This is a genomic window from Prevotella sp. C561 (assembly GCF_000224595.1).
GTDB classification, from domain to species: Bacteria; Bacteroidota; Bacteroidia; order Bacteroidales; family Bacteroidaceae; genus Prevotella; species Prevotella jejuni.
Genome location: NZ_JH114144.1, coordinates 126,593 through 149,288, shown reverse-complemented (window position 1 = coordinate 149,288; position 22,696 = coordinate 126,593). Strand labels below are relative to the sequence as shown.

General features: G+C 43.0%; 16 protein-coding genes. 3 read left to right on the top strand and 13 right to left on the bottom strand.

Going from position 1 to position 22,696, the window contains the following annotated elements:
* Positions 1-844: 844 nt before the first annotated feature.
* The 5 genes from thrS to HMPREF0666_RS07245 all read right to left on the bottom strand — a co-directional run bounded on the left by thrS (position 845) and on the right by HMPREF0666_RS07245 (position 5,501).
* Positions 845-2,794 (bottom strand): threonine--tRNA ligase, encoded by a 1,950-nt coding sequence (thrS, locus tag HMPREF0666_RS07265; RefSeq protein ID WP_009011739.1) that lies wholly within the window; start codon positions 2,792-2,794, stop codon positions 845-847.
* A gap of 167 nt (positions 2,795-2,961) precedes the next feature.
* Positions 2,962-3,597, bottom strand: a complete 636-nt coding sequence (locus HMPREF0666_RS07260; RefSeq protein WP_009011738.1) for a tetratricopeptide repeat protein — start codon at positions 3,595-3,597, stop codon at positions 2,962-2,964.
* Between the two features lie 2 nt (positions 3,598-3,599).
* Entirely contained in the window at positions 3,600-4,160 is a 561-nt protein-coding gene (gene def / locus HMPREF0666_RS07255) for a peptide deformylase (RefSeq protein ID WP_009011737.1), read from the bottom strand.
* A 426-nt stretch (positions 4,161-4,586) separates the two neighbouring features.
* Positions 4,587-5,006 (bottom strand): Holliday junction resolvase RuvX, encoded by a 420-nt coding sequence (ruvX, locus tag HMPREF0666_RS07250; RefSeq protein WP_009011736.1) that lies wholly within the window; start codon positions 5,004-5,006, stop codon positions 4,587-4,589.
* Complete coding sequence (locus HMPREF0666_RS07245; RefSeq protein ID WP_009011735.1) at positions 5,007-5,501, bottom strand: SPOR domain-containing protein; 495 nt, start codon at positions 5,499-5,501, stop codon at positions 5,007-5,009.
* 227 nt (positions 5,502-5,728) lie between these two features.
* Here HMPREF0666_RS07245 and HMPREF0666_RS07240 point away from each other — a divergent pair, with 227 nt between their 5' ends.
* The 3 genes from HMPREF0666_RS07240 to HMPREF0666_RS07230 are packed head-to-tail and all read left to right on the top strand — an operon-like array spanning position 5,729 to position 6,624.
* Positions 5,729-5,944, top strand: coding sequence for a YtxH domain-containing protein (locus HMPREF0666_RS07240; protein ID WP_009011734.1), 216 nt, complete (start codon positions 5,729-5,731; stop codon positions 5,942-5,944).
* A 10-nt stretch (positions 5,945-5,954) separates the two neighbouring features.
* Entirely contained in the window at positions 5,955-6,308 is a 354-nt protein-coding gene (locus tag HMPREF0666_RS07235) for a phage holin family protein (protein ID WP_009011733.1), read from the top strand.
* 4 nt (positions 6,309-6,312) lie between these two features.
* Positions 6,313-6,624, top strand: a complete 312-nt coding sequence (locus HMPREF0666_RS07230) for a hypothetical protein (RefSeq protein ID WP_009011732.1) — start codon at positions 6,313-6,315, stop codon at positions 6,622-6,624.
* 520 nt (positions 6,625-7,144) lie between these two features.
* On the opposite strand, the gene HMPREF0666_RS07225 is transcribed toward HMPREF0666_RS07230, so the two are convergent.
* From HMPREF0666_RS07225 to HMPREF0666_RS07185, 8 genes are all read right to left on the bottom strand, one after another.
* A complete protein-coding gene (locus HMPREF0666_RS07225; protein WP_009011731.1) occupies positions 7,145-9,781 on the bottom strand; it encodes a zinc-dependent metalloprotease in 2,637 nt (878 codons plus the stop codon).
* A complete protein-coding gene (locus tag HMPREF0666_RS07220; RefSeq protein ID WP_042856161.1) occupies positions 9,778-12,321 on the bottom strand; it encodes a zinc-dependent metalloprotease in 2,544 nt (847 codons plus the stop codon). The genes HMPREF0666_RS07225 and HMPREF0666_RS07220 overlap by 4 nt, the downstream gene beginning before the upstream one ends.
* Positions 12,322-12,373: 52 nt before the next feature.
* A complete protein-coding gene (locus HMPREF0666_RS07215; protein ID WP_009011729.1) occupies positions 12,374-13,810 on the bottom strand; it encodes a PKD-like family lipoprotein in 1,437 nt (478 codons plus the stop codon).
* A 139-nt stretch (positions 13,811-13,949) separates the two neighbouring features.
* On the bottom strand, positions 13,950-14,666 hold the full coding sequence (locus tag HMPREF0666_RS07210) for a DUF4843 domain-containing protein (RefSeq protein WP_009011728.1): 717 nt from the start codon (positions 14,664-14,666) through the stop codon (positions 13,950-13,952).
* A 21-nt stretch (positions 14,667-14,687) separates the two neighbouring features.
* Positions 14,688-16,142 (bottom strand): RagB/SusD family nutrient uptake outer membrane protein, encoded by a 1,455-nt coding sequence (locus tag HMPREF0666_RS07205; RefSeq protein ID WP_009011727.1) that lies wholly within the window; start codon positions 16,140-16,142, stop codon positions 14,688-14,690.
* 67 nt (positions 16,143-16,209) lie between these two features.
* On the bottom strand, positions 16,210-19,476 hold the full coding sequence (locus HMPREF0666_RS07200; protein WP_009011726.1) for a SusC/RagA family TonB-linked outer membrane protein: 3,267 nt from the start codon (positions 19,474-19,476) through the stop codon (positions 16,210-16,212).
* 1,028 nt (positions 19,477-20,504) lie between these two features.
* Complete coding sequence (locus tag HMPREF0666_RS07190; protein ID WP_009011724.1) at positions 20,505-22,118, bottom strand: hypothetical protein; 1,614 nt, start codon at positions 22,116-22,118, stop codon at positions 20,505-20,507.
* 36 nt (positions 22,119-22,154) lie between these two features.
* Positions 22,155-22,379 (bottom strand): hypothetical protein, encoded by a 225-nt coding sequence (locus HMPREF0666_RS07185; protein ID WP_009011723.1) that lies wholly within the window; start codon positions 22,377-22,379, stop codon positions 22,155-22,157.
* Positions 22,380-22,696 lie beyond the last annotated feature (317 nt).

Genomic DNA, 22,696 nt, shown 5'->3' with positions numbered 1-22,696 from the left:
AATTAGCGTCATTCGTAGTTCTGTACAATCTATTCTTCGTTCGTTTTACGCTTTTTCTATTCGAGAAATTCGGGTAATTCGTAGTTTTATTCAGTCCATCCTTGGTCCGTCATGTACATTCTTTATTCGCTTAATTAGCATCATTCGTAGTTCTGTTCAATCTATTCTTCGCTCGTTTTACGCTTTTTCTATTCGAGAAATTCGGGTAATTCGTAGTTTTATTCAGTCCATCCTTGGTCCGTCATGTCCATTCTTTATTCGAGTAATTAGCGTCATTCGTAGTTATGAAAAGTTATTACAAAAACACATGTAAACATCTGGTAAGGAAAGGGTATGGCACATAGAAGTTTGCAATACATAACCCACACGAAATCAGAAGGTTATATACAGCTAAGAAGAAGACGCCTTTCTTGCCTCAAGAAGGGCGTCTTCTTCATGCAAGAAGGGCATGTTCTTGAATGGAGAAAGGCATCTTCTTCATCGTTGAAGGGCATGTAGTCGATTCAAGAGGAGCGAAAATAGTTTACAAGGGGTTGACAAGGAGTGAAGGACTTAAGGAGTGAAAGGGAGCGAAAGGGAGTTGTTGTATGAGAAGTTAAGGAGTGATAAGGAGTGAAAGGGAGTTAAGACAACAGCGAATACGACCTTTGTTAGGAATGAAAGGGGAGTAAAGAGGAAAGGAGACAATAATGTCTATTCTTCTATCTATGTGTTTTACTGGTCGTTGAGGAGGGATAAGTCGAGGGGAGATATGAGTAACTATCAGAGAGGATGAGGGTTAGGAACAGAAAAAAGAAAACCCTCTCCGAGTCTGGAGAGGGTTTTGTATAGAGAAAATAAATGATTAAGCTAACTCCTTAAGTTGGTCAGCAACCTCAGCATTGATGCGGTCTGCGAAGGCTTCCATAGTCATAGTAGCCTGCTCGCCACCACCCTGCTGGCGCATAGAGACAAGTCCTTCGGCAGCTTCCTTCTCACCCACGATAACCATGTAAGGTACACGCTTGAGCTCGTTGTCGCGAATCTTGCGACCAATCTTCTCATTACGGTCGTCCATGATTGAACGTACGTCGTGAGCATCGAAGTAAGCCTTCACCTTCTGAGCATAGTCGTTATACTTCTCAGAGATTGGGAGGATAGCAACCTGATCAGGTGTCAACCAGAGTGGGAAGTGACCTGCTGTGTGCTCGATGAGAACGGCTGTGAAGCGCTCGAGTGAACCGAATGGTGCACGGTGAACCATCACTGGTGTCTTCTTAGAGTTGTCTTCTGCTGTATATTCGAGCTTGAAGCGGTTAGGCAGGTTATAGTCTACCTGAATAGTACCGAGCTGCCAACGACGACCGATAGCATCCTTCACCATGAAGTCGAGCTTAGGACCATAGAACGCTGCCTCACCAAGCTCTACACGAGCGTTGAGACCCTTCTCTGCGCATGCTTCCTTAATGGCTGCTTCGCTCTCTTCCCATACCTCGTCAGAGCCGATATACTTCTCCTTGTCCTCTGGGTCGCGGAGAGAAATTTGTGCCTCGTAGTTATCGAAACCGAAGGTCTTGAACACCTTGAGGATGATATCGATATTGTTCTCAAACTCTGCCTTTACCTGATCAGGACGTACGAAGATATGCGCATCGTCCTGCGTGAAAGTACGAACACGTGTAAGTCCGTGAAGCTCACCACTCTTCTCGTAGCGGAATACGGTTCCAAACTCTGCGATACGCAGTGGAAGATCTTTGTAAGAACGTGGTTTGTAAGCGTAAATCTCACAGTGGTGAGGACAGTTCATTGGTTTGAGCATATACTCTTCGTCCTCCTCTGGTGTGTGGATTGGCTGGAAAGCATCCTTGCCATAGTGGGCATAGTGACCAGAAGTTACGTAGAGGTTCTTACCACCAATACCCGGTGTGATTACCTCCTGATAGTTGTAAGGACGGAGGAGACGACGCAAGAGCTCCTGCAGGCGCAGGCGCAGCTGTGTTCCCTTTGGCAACCAGATAGGAAGACCCTTTCCGACGCGGTCAGAGAACATAAAGAGTTCCATTTCCTTACCAATCTTTCTGTGGTCGCGCTTCTTAGCCTCTTCGAGCATCTCGAGGTATTCATCAAGCATCTTCTTCTTAGGGAAGGTGATACCGTAGATACGTGTCATCTGCTCGCGCTTAGCATCGCCACGCCAGAAAGCTCCAGCAACGCTGGTTATCTTGACAGCCTTGATAGCACCTGTTGAAACGAGGTGCGGGCCACGACAAAGGTCGGTGAAGTTACCCTGCGAATATGTTGAGATAGTGCCATCTTCGAGGTCCTCTACGATGTGCTCCACCTTATATTCCTGTCCATCGGCAGTGAATTCCTTAACAGCATCCGCCTTAGAGACATCACGACGAACGACCTGCTCGTTCTTCTTAGCAAGTTCGCGCATCTTCTCTTCAATCTTTGGGAAGTCATTCTCAGAGATTGTCTGACCCTCTGCAGGCATCACGTCATAGAAGAAACCATTCTCAACAGCTGGTCCGAATCCGAACTGAATGCCTGGGTAAAGCTCCTGCAAAGCCTCAGCAAGGAGGTGGGCAGAAGTGTGCCAGAAGGTGTGCTTACCTTCTTCGTCATCGAACTTGTAAAGTGCGATGGTAGCGTCCTCATTGATAGGACGATTGAGTTCTGTTGTTTCGCCATTTACACCGCAAGATACAACGTCACGGGCGAGAGCCGGCGAAATGCTCTCGGCGATTTGATAACCAGTTACGCCCTGCTCGTATTCACGAACGGAACCGTCTGGGAAAGTGATTTTAACCATACTACAAATTAGTTTTATAAATCAAATATTGCGGCAAAGGTAACACTTTTAATTCACAATCTATCATCTATCCAGAACTTTTGGTGTCGATTTATCAAAGTTTTATAGATGAATAAGAACTAATGAAAGGAAGAATGTGGGTTACTAACAATAATCTACAAAGCGGATTATTGTGACAAACGTAGTATCGGCTTGTTTTTCATGGGGTTCTGGTTATTATCAATGCGCAGGGATGGCAACTGATAAATAGGTGGGGTGTTCGACTTCACAGGCTGCTGCTTTGGTTTTCTGCCTGCTAATATGTCAGAACGCAGTTGGGCAGCTGCATCGAACGATTTCCAGCGCTTCAAGATATATGCCAACTGTTGGAGAGCAGTCTTACTATCGCCTATCTGATAGAGACAATAGGCCCGATTAAACCAATAATCACGGTTATCAGGCATGATGTCAATGGCATGGGTGTAGGCAGTTACCGCACTGTCATAACGCTCAAGACGAATGTTTGTCATGCCGTAAAGTTCGTAGATGTCAGCAATATAGGGTTGCAAGTTCAAAGCACGACGACAATCATCATCCGCACCCTTGTAGTCTTCGAGTCGATACTTCGATAATGCCATCAGATACCAAGCCTCATAGAGGTTTGGTTTGAGTCCAACAATACGGGAGAAAATCTGCATGGAGGTAACGTAGTACCCCTGGTCGAGCGTCCGCCTACCCTCCTCCATCATCTTCTTGATGTTATACTGGGCTGCAGACGGTAATGCCAATAGGCATAGCAAGGATACTACGACACCACGCAACATACTTACTTACGTGGAGCCTTCACACGATAATGGCAGCGAACCTTACCCTGCAAGAGGGCTTTCAACTTACTATTAATCATCTGTTTACGGAAGGGTGAGAGACGATCGGTAAATACTCTGCCCTCAAGATGGTCGAACTCATGCTGGATGACACGGGCCAGATAGCCATCAATCCACTCTTCATGCTCAACAAGGTTCTCGTCGAGATACTTCACATAAATGCGCTTTGCACGTGTCACACTCTCGTGAACACCAGGCAAAGAAAGGCATCCCTCTTCCAAAGTCTCTGTCTCAGAGTCATCGTATTCGAGGATATGTCCATTAATGAAAGCATGTCGGAAGCCCTTATACTCTGGGAAGGTGTCAGAGAGAACATCCAAGTCAATGACCACGACACGGATAGACTTGCCTATCTGTGGGGCCGCCAATCCAACGCCATCACTGGCAGTATTGGTCTCAAACATATTCTGTATCAGCTCTTGGAGGTCTGGATAGTCAAGAGGAATATCCTCGGCTACCTTACGCAACACCGGCTGACCGTATGTGTAAATAGGTAATACCATAATCTAATATTTAATTAAACGTATTGGTCTTAATGGTCTTCTCCTTATTATATATCTATCCTCAACGGGAGTAATAACCATTAAACACATTGGTTAAGATTTCCACCAACGGGAGTAATGACCATTAAACACATTGGTTAAGATTTCTACCAACGGGAGTAATGACCATCAAACACATTGGTTAAGATTTCCACCAACGGAAATAATGACCATCAAACACATTGGTTAAGATTATCACCAACGGAAATAATGACCATCAAACGCATTGGTTAAGATTATCACCAACGGAAATAATGACCATCAAACACATTGGCTAAGATTATCACCAACGGAAATAATGACCATCAAACGCATTGGTTAAGATTCATCACCAACGGAAATAGTGACCATTAAAGACATTGGTCCAACGGGCATGATTGAATAGTATCAAAGCCCTTTGGACCGCATATAATCCTGAAGTATAATCGTTGCAGATATCTCGTCAACAAGTCCTTTGTCCTCCCTTCGTGTCTTCTTCTTCACCCCTCCGGCAAGAATAGCTTGATGAGCAATGACAGAAGTAAACCTCTCGTCGTAGTAATCAATCGGCAGTTCAGGATGCACCTTACGCCAACGATTAACAAACTGTTCGACACGTGCGAGGTTCTCACTCGGTTGTCCATTGGGCTGCATAGGCTTTCCAATGACAAGCTGACTGACCGATTCCTTCACAACATACTGTGTTAAGAAGTCGAAAAGTTCAGACGTAGCAACAGTCGCCAACCCATTGGCGATGATACACAATGGGTCGGTGACTGCAAGTCCGGTTCGTTTCTTTCCGTAATCTATAGCTAAGATTCTTCCCATCTATCGAGAAAGCAACCAAGCATCAGCGTATGTAGCGCGCAGCTGATTGCGACTCTGGACAGCAGAAGCCTTACTATCGTATGTAGAAGCGACAACGCGATACATATTATTACCAGCATTGTAAGCTACTTGTGCATCGTAACCAGCATTCTTCAAACGCTGCTGTAAGCCCTCAGCATTAGCCTTTACGCCGAAAGAACCAACGACAACACTATAAGCCTTCAAGCCTGCGCCATTCACAACAGAGACTGTCTCACGGCGAACAGGTTCGTTGTCGTAATTGTCAACAACAGGCGCCTGTGTCACAGGCTGAGACTCTACAGGAGCGACAACAGCTGCTTCTTGAGTTGTAGTAGTCTCATCTGTAGTTGAAGGAGCCTGCTCCTGAGACTTAGCCTTCTCATAGGCCTTCTTGTATGCACTCTCGCTTGACTTACAGCCAGTGAACGCAACCGCTACACAGAGCGCTGCACTCAACACCATAAATTTCTTCATAATCCCTTAGTTTTTATTTATTATACTTTTAATCCACACTTGTCTTTATCGTGCGAAGTTACAAAATAATACGAAGAAGCAAGAAAATAAGGCCAATAAAGTTTGTTAAATAAAGCATTTGAAAGATTTTTAACACAAAAAGACACCGTATCTATTGGTGGTATGCGAAACTTTGACTATATTTGCCAATGATTAAGAATATAAGTATTCACTAAAAATAAGAGATTATGAAGACATTAGGTTACATTGGCGCATTCCTCTGCGGTGGTCTTGCAGGCGCTACTCTTGGTTTGCTTTTGGCTCCAGAGAAGGGTACAGACACACGTTCTAAGATTTCTGAAGCAGTTGATGATTTCTGCAAAAAGCACGACATCAAGCTCAGTCGCAAGGAGACTGACGAGTTCGTAGAAGACATCAAAGACGCAGCTTCTGACGTTATCTAAATCATAGAGGATGTTCTCGAACGATAAGAACGTAGAAACAATAGCACACTTAATAGAGGTGCTAAAACATTATATCGGGCTTCAGTCAGAGTACGTGAAGCTCGATGTAATAGAGAAGGTAGTGCGACTACTGACCGTGATTACTATCGTGGTAGTGTTCTGTACTATCCTCTTAATTTCCCTAATTTACCTCTCCTTTGCTGCAGCCTTTGCTTTGCAGGCATTGGTAGGTTCACTTATATGGGCTTTCCTCATTGTTGCTGGTGGCTATTTGCTACTACTCTTCATCTTTATCTTACTGCGTCACAGACTGATTGAACGCCCATTGGTAAGATTCTTGGGAAGTCTTTTAATGTCAAAATAAGCTTATGACTGAACAGACTACGCACTTTGGACCTCGTTATAGGACGTTGGACGACATAAGACTGCGTAAGGCGCAGCTCCTTACTGACATCACAAAGGATAGCAATAGGATAGCTGGACTGTGGAACGAGCTTATGCACAAGCCTAAAGACAAGAACTCTCCTACCCAGAGATTCTCTGGTGCTCTTAGCACAGGAGCTGGGGTCTTGGATGGTCTTATCCTTAGTTGGAAGCTCTATCGCATGTTTGGTGGTAAGTATCCTACTGGTCTACTTAACAAGAGATTTGGCTTTTTCAAAAAGAAGAAGAATAAATAGATGAGTTGACGACTTGCCGAGTTGGGAGGTCGACAAACGTTTTTTGATAGACATTATCGCTTTAATTATGATTAGAGGTTGCGTTAGTTCATCCTCTAAGTCTGCTTCTGATGGTAGCTTCTATGGGGAGTTATCGAATGACACAACGGTTCAGAAGACAGAAAGATTAAAGGGACAATGTCCTTTTTTTTCGTATTCTCTTTTATAGTCTACGCCCTTCTCCATTCAAGAAGACGCCTTACTGCATTGAAGAAAGGCCTTATCAACACTCTTGACAACGCCCTTCTTGAAGCTTACTAAGCATGTTCTTAAACGCTCTTCATAACCTTCTGACTCTCTATTAGTTATGAAGACAAACAAAGACCTTACTCCTTGGCGATCTTGCACATGCTACAAAGGATTATTGTAAAGATATTTCTAAACCTTTACAGTACAAAGTTTATTGGATTGTCACAAATAAAAAACTCCCTACAAATCCGAAGACTTATAGGGAGCGAACGATTTTTGTTCGACGAACTAACTATTTCAAATACTTTTTCAAACGCTTTTCGAGAAGCATATAATGCGCTTTAAGGTCGGGTGTAGACACATGTGGAATGGTCGTTTCTAACAGAGACAGCAGCTTTTGCGCATACTCTAATTGGAACTCAGAAGTGCGGTTAACCGTTGTTCCCCACAGCGGTTCTGGTTCACCATAGCCATTACCAAAGTTGAGAAAATGGGTGTCCTCACTTAAACCTCGTTGCTTGTCGGTCAGATAACAACATGCCGTCTGTTCCTCGTCAGCCTTTTTCTGCTGTAACAGATTGGTAATAATATTATTAATCGACACCACGCCCGACTGAAGATTATGCACATTAGGTGCTTGCTTCATGTCAGAGACGCCCTCTTGTAATAGGTCGACATAGAGACGCTGCATGGAGAGGTCGGCCACAGTGAGGTCTTCCTTCCCTGCAATCGTCTTACCAAAGACATCTTGATAAACATCCTCCATATATTCAATTGGCGAATAAGAGGTAGAGTCAAGATAATAAGAAATAGCGAGCTTTGACGTTGCCATCATAGCAAGCGACTGCACATCACGAGCTAAAATCTTAAAAGGCTTGTTGGCTCCGAATGGTAGTTTCTTCTCAATCGTATCGTTACCTAATGTCGCAAACGTACGGGCCTGCTTCAGAAGCCATTGCACAGACTCCTTTTGTTTAGCCTTTGGTACAACCTTATAGCGAGGCAAGCCCGACTTCTCACTTGTCTGATAGAGATAGATACCAGGTACGTTGACACTGACATTACGCACATAATGCATGGCTTGGGACAAGATCTCATTGTATAACTCAGCTTTTCTGCTATCGCCATCCTCATCGCCAATCCAGTGGTCGAGGTTCTTGAGAATCATCCTAAGGTTCTGCATACCATAAGTAGACGACTTCACAGGGTCGTCACCAAGGTCTTCCTCGATGGCTGAGGGGTCATACTTCGTACCCGTCTGCTGTAGGCCATAACGATAGAAGGGGTTGCCTTCATGCTTATCAGCCAACAAGCGCAGCTGCTTAGCGTCATCCTCGAAGCCCTTTGAGCCTGGGAAAAGTTTATAAGCCCACTCAACAGCATAGTAGTCATAGACCCCAAGACGTGGAGGAGTAAGTTTAACGCCATGGTCAGAAGGTTGTGCTACGTAATTGAAACGAGCATAATCCATGATAGAAGCCGTTGTACCATACTGCTGTGTGAAGGCCACAGAACGCAAGGAGTCGGTAGGGAGTGCCGCCGATGCCGCCATATTATGCATGAAACCAAGCGTGTGACCCACCTCGTGCGCAATGATGTATTCCAATGTCTCCTCTATTATACTATCAGGCATTTGTGCTCCTCGAGCACGAGGGTCAATCTGTGCCGTTTGTACAAACCGCCAGTTATTAATCGTATTAACAACGTCATTATAGACAAGTACGGTAGCGTTGATCACTTCTCCCGTCCGTGGATCGGTCCAAGAAGGTCCCATAGCATTCTCGACATCTGTAGGTAGGTATCTGATACATGAATACTTAAAGTCATCTGGGTCGAAATTAGGGTCGTTCGTAGGGAAGTCTGCCACCTGCATAACATTCTTAAAACCAATCTTCTCGAAGGCCTTATTCCACCATAGAACACCTGCTTTAATAGCTTGTTTCCAAAGAGGAGGGAACGTGTTCTCGACATAATAGACGATAGGCTTAGTCGGTTCGCATAGTTCACCAGCAAAGTAAGCTGTCGTATCCTTCGGTATAAGGCGCCAACGCTTGACGAATGTTGCCTTATCAACAGACCCATCTTTCTTAAGGACATCCTTATTCATTAGGAACATCCCCACACGTGTATCACTCAAACGAGGTGTCATCAAGTCGTTAGGCAACAGTGCTAACGTGAAGTTTACGCCTATGGTTACAGGATAGTTAGTGATAGGTGAGCCCTTTTTACCAGACAGGCTAATGATGTAATGTCTGTCCATTCCGACACAGGCATTCGTATCAAACACCTTTAACTTCGTCACTCTCGTAAGGTTCTCTTTAAGCGAAGCGTTCACAGAGTACGACCCCACGTTCTTAGCAATTACTGGGAAGAAGCGGTTCTCTTTGAGGACAAACGACGAAGCATCGAAGAGTACAGCCCCAGTGGAGTCGTTATGCGCCTTTATAGGGAATGAAAAGAAATCAAGATTATCGTAATTCAATCTTGCAGCAAGCTTTGCTGAAGGTTGGTCCTTAGGCACATACAAATCGGTGTTGACGACCTGCATCACCACAGAACTATCTTTCTCAATGAAGCGTACATGCACTAAATTGGAGTTCTTAAAGCCTAAGTCGCCCATCTTTGGATTGGAGACAGACGAGATAGTGACGCCAATAAGCATGTCACGACCCAACGACTCTTTCGGAAGCTCCATCAACAAGCGTCCATCTGTCTTATGGAACGAAACGAAACTACCCCGTACTGACTCCGTTAGTTGCTCAGTAAGGGCCTGTTCGTAGGCTGATTTCTTTTCGGTCTGACTGCTCTGTGCCTTCTTCTTACGTTTCATCAACGGGAAAGCCGACCCCGATGTGGCTGCCATAGAGAAGAGAAGTAGAAGTAATAATATGCGACGCATTAACTTATTAGCTATTAATGAATATTTCATTGACCATCCTCCAAAGCTTTATTCACCTTAAAGAGTAACATAGAATAATGTGAGTGTGCCTCAGGAGAGAGCTTTGCTTTGACACACGCCTCTAACATTGGCTTCAACTTCAACAGTGAGGTGTAGAAATAGATAGCCGAACCATCTAATAAGGCCGCATCCACTGTTGGTGCGAGTGATGCTGTAGGATTACCAAAGGCTGCACTATTAGTCTGATTACCAGTAACCATTGTAGACTGAAGAGCTGCTGGTCCGTTGCCGCCTTGTTTGTTAGCTTTGTCAATCACCGCACGTGAATAAGTAAGATAAGCACGTTGCAGCACACGCTCTTCCTGTGATGGTGCTTTGCATAATTGTGCACTCTGGAAGAGAGAAGAGAAGAGGTCGTCGAAGTATTCCTTCTGACTATAACTCTGTGCAGACAGGTGTGACGCTACAGCCAAGCGTGTACGAACGCCAAAGAGGTCATAGCCAATAAACTCTAACAGCTGGTCATAATAGCTTATAGCCATGAAACCCTTACGTTCAAAGCTTGGGTTGGCATATTGCTTAAAGTGTTTTGCCTGGTTTAAGCACCATAACATCGCCTGACGCTGACGTGCCTTAGGTACGACCTCATAGCGAGGAACACCCGAAGAGACTTTCATGTCGTTCAGGAAGATACCTCCGACATTACTTAGTACACGCTTGAAGAAGGCGTATCTCTGCTGAGAGATTGTCAGATACAGGTTCTCTTTAATTCGACTATCATCATCGTCTTTCACCCAGTTATAAAGGTTGTTCTCAACAATTTGCATGTTACGCAATCCGTATTCACTTGCTTTAATGGCGTCATTACCCAATGCCCCCTCCTGAACACGTGGGTCCCAAATCAAAGAAGAGGTACGGAAGAAACGATAACGAGGATTTTGTACACGCTTATCTACCATCTTTTCGAGTGTAGAGGTCTCTTCGCTTAAACTTGTCTTTGCTGGGTCAAAGTAACGATAAGCCCATTCAATAGCATGCTTGTCATACTGTCCGATATTCTCGGGCATATAGACAACACCCTTATCGCTCGGTTGAGCAACATAGTTAAAAGGTGTGTTAGCCATGATAGAAGCCGCAAGATTGTTTGCACGAGTGAATGTGCTGTTACGGAGAGAATCGACTGGATAAGAATAAGAAGCCCCTATATTATCGAGCAAACCAAGACTTCTACCCACCTCACGTGCGACAAGATACTTCAATCCTTGGTTGAACTTGTCTTGTGGAAGATGGGAGGTACGCATGGAGGCATCGGATGCTGCTGATCCTAAGAACAGCCAACGATAAATCTGATTACCTACATTAGCCGGAACAAAGACCGACGCATTGATAATCTCTCCTGTCTGTGGATTGGCCAAGAAAGAAGAGCTAACCTTGTCAGAAGTACTTGGCACATAGCGAATACAGGAATAAGCAATATCGTCTGCATCAAAGTTACGATCATTCTTAGGGAAGTCTAAGGCCTCAATAGCCTTTTGATAACCCGCTTGTTCGAAGGCTTTATTCCATAGCTCCACCCCTTGCTTTATCGCATTCTTCCATTCTACAGGGAAGGCATCATCGATATAAAAGCATATAGACTTCACTGGTTTAGAGAGCTTTCCCTGCTCGTAAGCCTTAATACTCTGCGGTACAAGGTTCCAACGTTGTGCTATGAAGGTCTGCTTACTTTTAGCAATATTATTATTAAAGGTGAGCTTTGAAACGGATGCTATACCTACTCGCGAATCTGTTATACGCTGACGCATCTTACTATCTGGCAACAATGCTAAACTATAGGTAACTCCTACGGTTGTCGGAATCTCACTGGCTACAGGTAAGGACATGAGTGATGCTGTGAGTAGATAGTTGAAATCAACATTCACAACAATGTTATTGTCGAAGCTCTTAATTGCTCTGACAAAAGACATCTCACTCTTAGGTGAAGCGCTCAATGCCAAGTCGCCCGACTTCTTTGGGATAACAGGTAACATACTGTTAGGGCGTGCTAAGAGGTCGGTTACATCAATTACAAGAGCCGTACTGTCGTTGTTGTAAGCCGCTATCTTAAATCCCATCAAGACTGGATCACGGTAGCTAATCTTCAAGGCCTCTTGCATCTCGGCACTTGCACTACCATCTGAATAAACGACACTGTTAGGCGTCTTCATCACAAGACTACTGTCTTGTACCTCAAAAAAGAAGTGGAGAGGGGTGAAGCTCTTGGTACCGATGGTCAGATAAGTTGGGTCGGTGGTAGAAGAGATACCACCTCCTAACAACATCTCTTTATGCAAGTATTTGACAGGAACCTCCAAGTAGAGTTTCCCATCACACTTATGTACAGTGATAAACTTACTACTTGCGGTCTCTTTCTTCTTGTCTTTGAATAGTTTATCGTATTTAGTCTCCTTCTTAGCCTTCTTGTCTTCGTCGCCTTTCTTATCATCGGCAAAGGTCTTAACATTAACGCACAATAGTAATAAGGCTATTCCTATTGTGCGTATGGTAGCTATTAGATTGTTTGTTTTCATGTTGGAATTATAGTTTGAATGTGGCATGTAGTCATCTTACATGCCACTTTCATTATTGTCTGTATGTAATGCTCTTGATTCGTCCGGTAATATTCTTCTTCTGCCAGAGTAGCTTGTTTTCATTCAAATCGTAGCAGTAGATACTTCCTACAAGCTGTCCTGTAGCTGCGTTTGTGGCAACATAAAGCTTATTGCTCCCTTCTGAGATAAGCATGTCAGCGATGGTCTCGCCTGCATCACCAAATGTTGTCAAGGCATTCTGAGGGAAGTTACCACCAGACAAGACATTATAAGCATACAGCTTATTACCTGCAGAATAGTAAACTAAGTTCTTTTCTGCTGACACACGTACTACTGACTGTGTGGTCAAACCTGCTGTTGCTGGTACGACAGCCTCGTCTTTAACAACGGCAGCCTCAACCTTTGTAGCGGTAGAAGGATAGAAACCTGGGAAGATGTAGTAACACTTAAACTTTGATGATGCAGCATTCCATGTGAGCAAAACGATGTTACGCTCGTTGTCTACAGCGCCCATGCCAACCAGTGTCTCACCTGTAAACTTACCTTTTAATAGCTCAACAGGTACCTTACCAGTAGCTTGCACCTTCTGTGCTACCAATCGTCCTTCGGCATTATCAAACATTACGTAGCCTTGTACATAACGTAGGTCTTGTTGCTTCCAAGCTGTGGCAGCATCAGCCAAGGAGATGTCTGAACCTAAAGCATCCTTTATTGACTTACCTAAGTTGAAGGGTGTTGTCTCAGAGAGTGTCAATCGGTTCGGAATATGATCAACCATTGTCAGCATTGACTTAGGATAGGTCAAGGCACTCTTCCTAAGGTATGAAACGTCGCCTGTACAGTTAGTTGTGAAGCGCTTAACCATCAGATTTCCATCAAACTCATAAATAGTACTTGGACTACCCACCGCTACAAACAAGAGTGGAGTCTTGTTATCACGAGCCAAAGCATAGTCAATTCCCTTAGGTTCGCCTGTGAAATCAATGCTTGGATTGTTCTTTTGCAGCACGTCTAAGTCAAAAGTCTTGGTACTACCAGCCTCTGGCAGATAAGAGACGATTGTCTTTCCGCCATTACTTGCTAATATGTAAAGACCGTCAACATAAGAGTATTGTACGTTAAGACCGAACTCGTAATATTGAATATTGTCTCCATTGCTCACCTTTAATCGGCATGGAAAAGAGCCAAAGTCCTTACATACATATTTAAGAGAGGCATCAGTCGATACGACCTTACCATTTATCTCCCATTCATAGTCAACTTTCTTTTGCTCATTTGTCTGTACGACATTAGGCGAGATCTTCAATGTATCCCATCTATTGAGCGTATATTTCTCCTGTAAGTCCTGTGCCAATGATAACTTTGACGAATTGCCAGAAGGACCGTAAGAATCGTCTTTTATGCATGACTGAAATGACAATACCACTAATGGGAGTGCCAAGAGAAGATATAAATATTTCTTTATCATCTTATTGCTTATTTATCTGTTTACCATTATTCTATTATTATAAGGTATGTCTTAGGTTATCCACACGAAGGTTATTGATAAACCTTATGATGACATAAAAGGACAGACCTTAACACAAGTAGTGTCTCCTACCCTATCCTTATAGCTCATCTGGATGAGCTGCGAAATAGGCAACAACCTCTTGCACATGCTGATAGAGATAGCCTTGTGCCGTAACATCAGAGCCTTCAATGATATCTCTGATAGTTGCCTCATTGCTATCATAATACGAAAGGAGCTTACGATACTTGTTTTTGGTAAATGGTCCTAACCCCCAATAACTCTCCATTACCACCCAGAAGTCTGGCTTTGAAAGTACATTATTAAAGGTTATCTTTACCGTGTTACTCTTGGTGAGTCGTGTACCCAGCGTCCCCTTTCCAACTAAGTTTAATACTAAGCGGATTGAGTCGTCCTTATCTTCTGATAAGTTAGCACGTATCAGCGTCACAGGGACATAGGTGCGATAGGCATTAGGAGCGAAATGTAAGGTGTCAGCATTCAGTGTGTAATGCTTTCCAGCAATAGCTGTTGTCCCTTTACCTACCTCTACGCTGAAGGCTTGCGACTCTGCAGAAAGATTACCAACGAGCTGCACAGGGAGGTAGACGACATGCGTAAGTGTATCAACAGGCTTCACTCCAAATGAATAGTTCACAGTGGTATCGCCTGGCTGTGCATAATAGAAACGAACTTGGTTTGTCGGTTCAAACATACCGTCAGAACTGTGCTCACCATCATAGTCAACGTTGCTGCACGCTGCAAACATGGTCACACCAGTGCAAACAAGTAGTATATTTCTTATTGCTTTTTTCATCTTCATAAAGTGTTTAATTACTTACTGTCCTCCGAACTCTTTCTCCGTATCTGGCCAAGGCAAGACGAAGATGGAATTAGATGGCTGACGTGTGGTAATACCTCTAAAGTCGGTAAATGGTTTGTTGTAGTGCTTCAACGCATAGAACGTTTGTCCTTCACCAGGCATCTCACGCATGCGCTCACGCAACATCTCCTTATTGAAAGCCTCTCTTGTTGCTACCTTAGCACTGTCAACATCCTCCAAGCCACGGCTCTTCCTTACCTCATTGAGTAGTCTAACAGCCTCTGTCTTATCGCTATCGTATGTACATTCACTTAAGATATAATACATCTCTGGCAGACGGATGAGTGTCAAACCTTGTAAAGGATTACTGCTTACCTGCGCATCGCTCTCTAAGAATCTCACAAAAGAGTAGCTTTTCAAACCGTCTGATGTGGTATTCTGTCTGTAATAAGCTGTATAGCGTAGGTCGGTACTTGTGGCTGAGAAGGCTGATGTCTCATACAGATTCTCAAGGTCTCTACGTCCTTCTGTAAATGTTCCACGTGCTGTTTGTGACAGGAAAAGGGTGGAGATAGTGCTTGAAAGGGTGTTATTATACAAGCCGAATATCAGCTCTCCTGCTGCTGGGAAGCGTTTTACATCGCTCAATGAACTATATTTCTTCAGCGAGAAGTTATTGGTTGCGTCGATTACTTGCTTAGCATACTTAGCTGCATTAGCCTCGTCGCCCATAGAATAATAGACTCTTGCCTTCGTAGCGGCCACAGCATACTTATTAAAGAACACTGCACGTCCCTTTAGATAATCGCTGGTAGCTGTTGTCTCAACATTTACTACATTATCATTCTTGAGGAGTTCTTCTGCTTTATCAAGGTCGGACAATATCGCTTCATACGTTTTATGCAAAGTCAATAATTGCTTATTGTTGAGGTCGAAAGTCGTTGAGTATGGAATACCACGTGTTGCCTCATTGCTTTGACCATAGTCTTCAGCAAAAAGACGAACGAGGTCGAAGTGCATAAAAGCACGTAAACCATAGCACTCACCACGCATCAAAGGCAGCTCTGCATGCTCAAACTTAGCATTCTCTGTATGATAAATTATATTATTGACGTATGCTATTGCTTGATATTGCTTTGCCCAAATGGCATCAACAATAGTACGTACATCACTACGCATATAATCGTATTGACCTACGAAGTAGCTTGTCTCTGACGAGTTATCGTAACCAAACATTTGTCCTAATTGGTCAACAAAACCAAAGCCTAAGTTTCCTCCATATAAGTCTGACGTTGCCATGCTACCATAAGCACCATACATCGTATTACGGAAACCACGGATTGATGAGAATTGCTCATCCTCATCGACTTGTCCTGCTGGTTGAACATTGATAAAGTCACTGCATGATACCACCAACAGCACCATCACAGCACTTATCAACAGTTTAGGGTAATATGTTATTTTCTTCATCTTCTTTTTTATTATTGTTACCTAATAGTCTTTCTACATTATATTAATGTGTCTGCTATCTACCGGCTTAAAATCCAAGTCTAACTGATAACTCTACACTACGTTCGTATGGATAACTTAATCCGCGCTCACGTTTTACTGATGAGAGATAGAAGAGGTCGTTGGCCAACATCTCAAGATGTAAACGCTTAAGTCCATATCTTTGTATCAATGTCAATGGTACCTCGTAGGCAAGTGAGAGACTGCTCAACGTGATATAATTATTTGTCTCAACAAATCGAGAGGTCTGCATTGGTACACTTGAATCGCTGATACGCTTGTACTTAGCCTGCTGACCTACTTCTTTCCATCTGCTGCTAAATACACGTTCGTCAGCATTATAGCGTGGGTCGGCACCCTCTACCTTTGTTGCCAATGTCTGATTGTAAACAGCTCCACCGAAGGAATAACGCATAGACATTCCCATTGAGAATTGCTTATAGGTAAGGTAAGAACCGATTGAGCCCATACCGAATGGTGTGGTGTCGCCATATACGACCTTATCGTTAGGGTCGTAGACGAATGTAAGACTACCGTCACGCTTAATGAAGACTTCATCACCCGTAATAGGGTCGATACCTGCTGAAGAGACTACCTTCAATGCGGTCAACGACTGACCTTCTTCATAGATAGGCAATGGGACCACACCGCCCTTTGCTTGGTTCTTCTCGTTTTGTTCACGAAGAGCATTACTGATCTTCTTAATCTTATTCTTGTTGTAAGCATAATTAAGACTTAACGACCACTCCCAGTCCTTGTTCTTGATAGGAATAACACGTGTCTGGAACTCGAAACCATGGTTTTCTACCTCTCCTACATTCTCACGGGAGGTAGTAATACCCAATGATGGGGCCTTAGTGATATCGAGCAATAGGTTGTCTGTGTTCTTTCTATAGACATCAGCTGAGAAATCCCAACGACCCTTAAACATTGTGAGGTCAAGACCGACGTTCGCACTGAGCGTTCTCTCCCATTTAAGGTTCTTGTTTCCAATACCCATTGGGATGGCACCAATACCTTTTATATAGTTAAGTCCTGCCAAGCTGGTGTACATAGTCAACGCCTGATATGGCTCAAAGGAGATGTTACCAAGGTAACCCACACTTGCACGGAGTTTTAACAGCTGAAATGGCGAACCCTTAAGGAACTTCTCATTGTGAATATTCCATCCTGTTCCCACACTCCAGAAAGGTGCAAAACGTGAGTTCTTACCAAACTTAGACGATCCTTCATAACGATAGATGACATCTAAGAAATAACGGTTATCCCATATAGAGTTGAGGTTCACGAAGAAACCTGCACCATTATACTTATTGTCAACACCACCTGGTTTACCCGTTGGATAGTTGCCTGCCAACAATGGGTGGGCTACATTATCTGAATAATAACCTACTGAACCATACATACTACCATCGACTGAGTTTGACTCAATGGATGTACCGGCCATCGCTGTGAGGAATAACTTACTAAATATGTAGTTGTTGTATGACACCATCAACTTACCTTGATAGGTCGTTGTACTGGTGAAGGTCTCTGTCAGACGTCCCCTACGTGACACATCAGCCACATTCTTAATCTGATCTGCTGAGAAAGGTGACACAAAGTTACGTCCCTCGTATTTTGTCTTTTGTATAGAGAAATCGCCATCAATTCTGAATTTCTCGCCTAACCACACCTGTAATGTAGTTGTGTTTAACACATCAAGCGTGTTACCTTTGTTGAAACTGCCTAAAGACGCTTCATATAGTGGGTTAGAGAGGTCGTAGTTCAACTTTGGTTTCAATGCTCCATATTCATCGTATGGATACTCGTATGGATTCTGCTTCACCCAATCAGAGAAGTCACCGTATGGTGATTGATTTGATTTCACTGATGAGATGGTAGCCGTGTTACTGATAAAGAACTTACCAGAAAGGTTATAGGAGAGTTTGAAATTCGTTGACAAACGCTCACGACTCGAACCTTTCATTACACCTTCTTCGTCTCCATAACGTACACCTAAATTATAACGTGCATGCTCGTCACCACCATCAATACTTAAACTGTGCTGTGAAGAAAGCGCATTACGCAATGGTTTCTTAATCCAATCGGTTGTTACACCGTCTTGAATCTGATTGTAATAGTATGCGTACTTGTTTTGTAATGTATATAGTTCAGCTAAGTCGGTTGCTGTATAAAGACCTGCTAAACGCTCATACTCAAGCTTTTGTGATGCTGACAGCAACTTATAATCACTCAAATCAGGGGTTGACAAACGCATAGTACCGCTGTAATTAAATCTCAACTTACCTCCCTTGAGCGCCTTTGTTGTGATAACGATAACACCAGCAGAAGCCTTCGCACCATAGAGGGCAGAGGCAGAGGCATCTTTGAGTACGGTTATCGACTCTATATCGTTCATATCCATGTCATTGACATAGTCTACCTTTACCTGCGAACCGTCAACGACGAATACAGGTAAGTTGGCTTGACCAGAAAAGGTAGCGCGTCCACGAATATTGATATCAGCTATCTTATTTGGGTCAGATCCGCCGAGGTTGTCTTCTAACACACTAAGACCTGGCACAAAGTTAGCCAAACTTGTAAGCACATTCTTTGTACCCACTGACAAGAGCTCGTCCTTCTTTATAGATACTTGTGAGCCCGTAAAGCTATTTCTGTTCTTTGTAGCAAAACCTGTTACAACGACTTCGCCTAACTCACCAACGTCTTCTTGCATGGTGAAATTACCTGCCGTTCCGTTCTTCACCTTTTTCTCTAAAGGTTTATATCCTATATAATTAAAGGTGAGCGTAACCTCTGGCTGGTCGGTATTTATCTCATACTGACCATCTAAATTCGTTATATAACCACCATTAAAACCTTTCATTCGGATGGTTACACCTGGTAGAGGCAGACCGTCTTTATCGGTTATCTGCCCATACACTCCCTTTCGCTTCTCCTGCGTAGGTTTACGACTAAGTTTGACATTGTTGCCTTCAATACTATAACTGAAGCCTGACTTATTGAACACTTGCCCTAAAACGGCACGAACAGGCTGTCCCTGCGCCTCAATGCTTACTTTCTCCGCTTGAGACAAGAGGTCGGGAGCCACATCAAACTGCAACCCCGTTTGCTTAGACACCTCGTCTAAGAAGGTCTTTAATTCTGTTTGCTTCATAGACAGCGTCACTACCATCTTATCGACATCCTGCGTTTGTGCCGAGACGGTTGACCCTATACTAAGCATTAACATCAGAGCCAGTACTGCCCAAAGACGCAATACAAGATTACTTTTTTGCATTTCTTTTCTCATTTCTCTCTGGTACTTTAATGTTTAGATTTACTCTCGTGAGTAAAAAGAATAATATTGCTTATTGTGAGAATAAGGTTTCATTACTCGCTTTTTTAACAGCGAATTTGCAAAAATACATAAAAATTAAAAACCTTGCAAATAATTATGTGTATTATCCGACATTTCGAATGATATTACAGCACTTTGTAGTAAAAGTGATACATGTACGTGAGTATTACCGTTAATCTCTCACAGGACACAAGGACAAAATACACAAAAGACAGAATAAACGGCTTTAGACAGGGTATAGAAAGACAGAGTAACAAGGTGAACGATTTTAGACAGGATATGGGAAGACAGGGTAACAAGCTGAACAGCTTTAGACTGGATATGGGGAGACAGGGTAACAAAGTGAACGATTTTAGACAGGGTATAAAGGAGACAGAGTAACAAAGTGAACGCTTTTGACTGGAGTAACAGAAGTATATAACCAAGCTAAGACTGGAGAAGTAATCTATTGCCCTAATAACATAACTATTTATTCTCAGTTCTCTCGAGCATAGAGCAGAAAGCCTTCAATGCAAGTCTGGATTTATTACACATTACTACAAGAAAAAGTTTTATTCTTATTTGCTGTCACTTTTAACATTTCGTGTAATCCTACTGTATACTAAAGAGTTATGTGGAGACCAAGGCTGACAGAAATGACAGGAAACTTTGTTTTGACTGAATAGCATCGTTAAGACGGTATTAACCGAGGACAGGGTATGCAAGAGACAGGGTAACAAGGTGAACGGATTTTAGACAGGGTACGGGAAGACAAAGTAACAGAGTTAACGCCTTTTGGCGGAGTAACAGATTTCTATAGCCTATTTAATACTGTAAGACGAGAGTAACCTTGTCTATCACTATCAGTCTTTTGGATATCACCAACTCATACCACATAACAAAAACTTGCCCCCTGAACGCTACAGGAACGTTAGGAGGCAAGAAAACGAAAATTAAATTACCGAAGATCCAGGACATAGTCCTAAAACATGTAAGACATTTTATTCAAATTTATTGACAGTAAATCCATAATGGCGGCGATTACTATCTACATACACATTATTACTTACAAAATACAAATGGTATGCACCACTGTTATCTAATGGATAAGTATTTGAAGACCAGTTATCACCCGCCCAGCCTAAACGCTCCAATTTACCATAGTAATATCCTCCTGAGGCTGGAAGATAAAAGTAATTATTTATATCAGTTACAGATGGAAGCGTCTGAGTAGGGACTATATTATAGTATTTATATGCAACACGTAAATCTGTTACCCTATCCGCAGAAACATTAACATCATAATTACCTTCTGCTTGTAAAACAGACTTTTTCTTAAACCACATTCCACCTTGATAAAGATGATTCATCGTTGTCCATAATTCATATTGATCCCAACGTGGTTCTCCCTTTATGCAATACCATGACAATTCATTTGCATTTGGTAAAGATTGGAAAAGCGGAGTTGTTGCATCATACCTTATGTTTGCACCAGGGAAATATTTATTAAAATATCGTCCAAAAACATCACCATCTTGTGGGTAATTTGAATTTGCAAGCTGTGATGTTAGTGTTGGCTGCCAAGGGTCAGCACTATTCCATTCATGTCCAGACCAGTAATTATTCTGTGCATCCCACATATAGTAGTTGCGTCCATCATAATTTTTCAATGTTAGATTTGCGGTAACATCAGTCATTATACCTGCAACACAATTGATATCTACATATCTTGTAATAGTTCCTTCAATAGGAGTCATAACGCCAGCAGTTGTTTCATCTGGGTGGTCTGTTGTATTCTTCAACCAATAGCGGATACGGAACTTATGGTTACCTGGAGCAACAACAACATAAGTGGCGTTCTTGCTCATGTCGTCAGAAGAATTGTCGATAGCAAAGCCTGAGCCTGTTGTAACGGTAATAGTCTTTGAACCACCAGAAGCAAGGGTAAGAGCGCCATTAGCACCGATGGTATAAGTACCAGCGATATCATCTTCTGCCGTGATTTCAACTTTAATAAGTTTACTGCGGTTCACATAAGGATTGCTTGAACGAGGGATTAAGCAGAGATAAGCTGCCTTGTGATTAAGTGTGAAGGTATAGTCATTACCATTCTTTGCTGCAGAGGCAATACCACAATCACCTGACTCACCAGCATGGTCAAAGTTGTTTGGTGCTGACTGTGTCTGCGCAGACTTGATTTCTACCTGTGGCTGTGCACCAGCAGCAATAGTCTTATTCGTATAAACAACATCATGCGTTGCCTGACTATAAGTACCATTCAATGCAAAAGTACCCTGTGCCTTGTTTGAAGTAGCGAAAGCAACAGCGTTACTCTGATTCCATGTACCAGCATTATCCTTTACCCAAATCTTGTCAGTATTGCTCCAATTGACTGATGCACCAGCCCCCTTGGTATGATTGACAATTGCTGTACGAGTAGCACTACCCTGCTGAGAGAAGCCATTGAAAGCAGTTGTACCAGCAGGAACCTCCGTCTTCTGTTCTTTCTCGTTCTGTGTTGTGTCGTCGTTAGCACAACTTGCTGTAAGCAATACGGCAGCAAAAGCATAGCAAGCCGTCTGCACCATCGAACTGATAGCCGTTTTATTCTTCATTGTTTTCATTCTTTTAATTTTAGTATGCGTGTCAATTTAGAACCTGTTACTTAACTCTCTTTTACTTGAGAAAGAGACTGCCTCTACTGGTTCCTCTTCTTCCTCTTCATCGTCCCAAGGTATTTGGCGTTTTGCCTCACCATAAGTTGGACCTCCTCCAATTGTTCCAGCATTACCGCTTGCATCGAGAAGATGACATTCTGTCTGACATGTAGTCGCTTCACATTCGGGCTTAACGTAAGCCCATCTTTCTTTATTCATTTTTTTAATATTTGAATTAATAATATCTTATCGTTACTCTGCTTAATCTGTCTTACTTGAGTTCTGTGCTATTCCTGTCTCAAAGTACTCACCATCCTTATCAAAAACAAGGGAAGATGTTTGCTTATATCATTGTTAGACATCAAGCAAACAACACACGAAAAAAGACAAAGGGAAATCACTACAATTCCTTTGTCTACATGGGTTCACACGGCGCTCCTCGCGCGCACGCGTATGAAGAAAGAAGTGGGGAGGTTAGGCCTGGCCTATATGAGAGAGAGAGAGAGAGAGAGAGAGAGAGTACAACTAATTTAGTT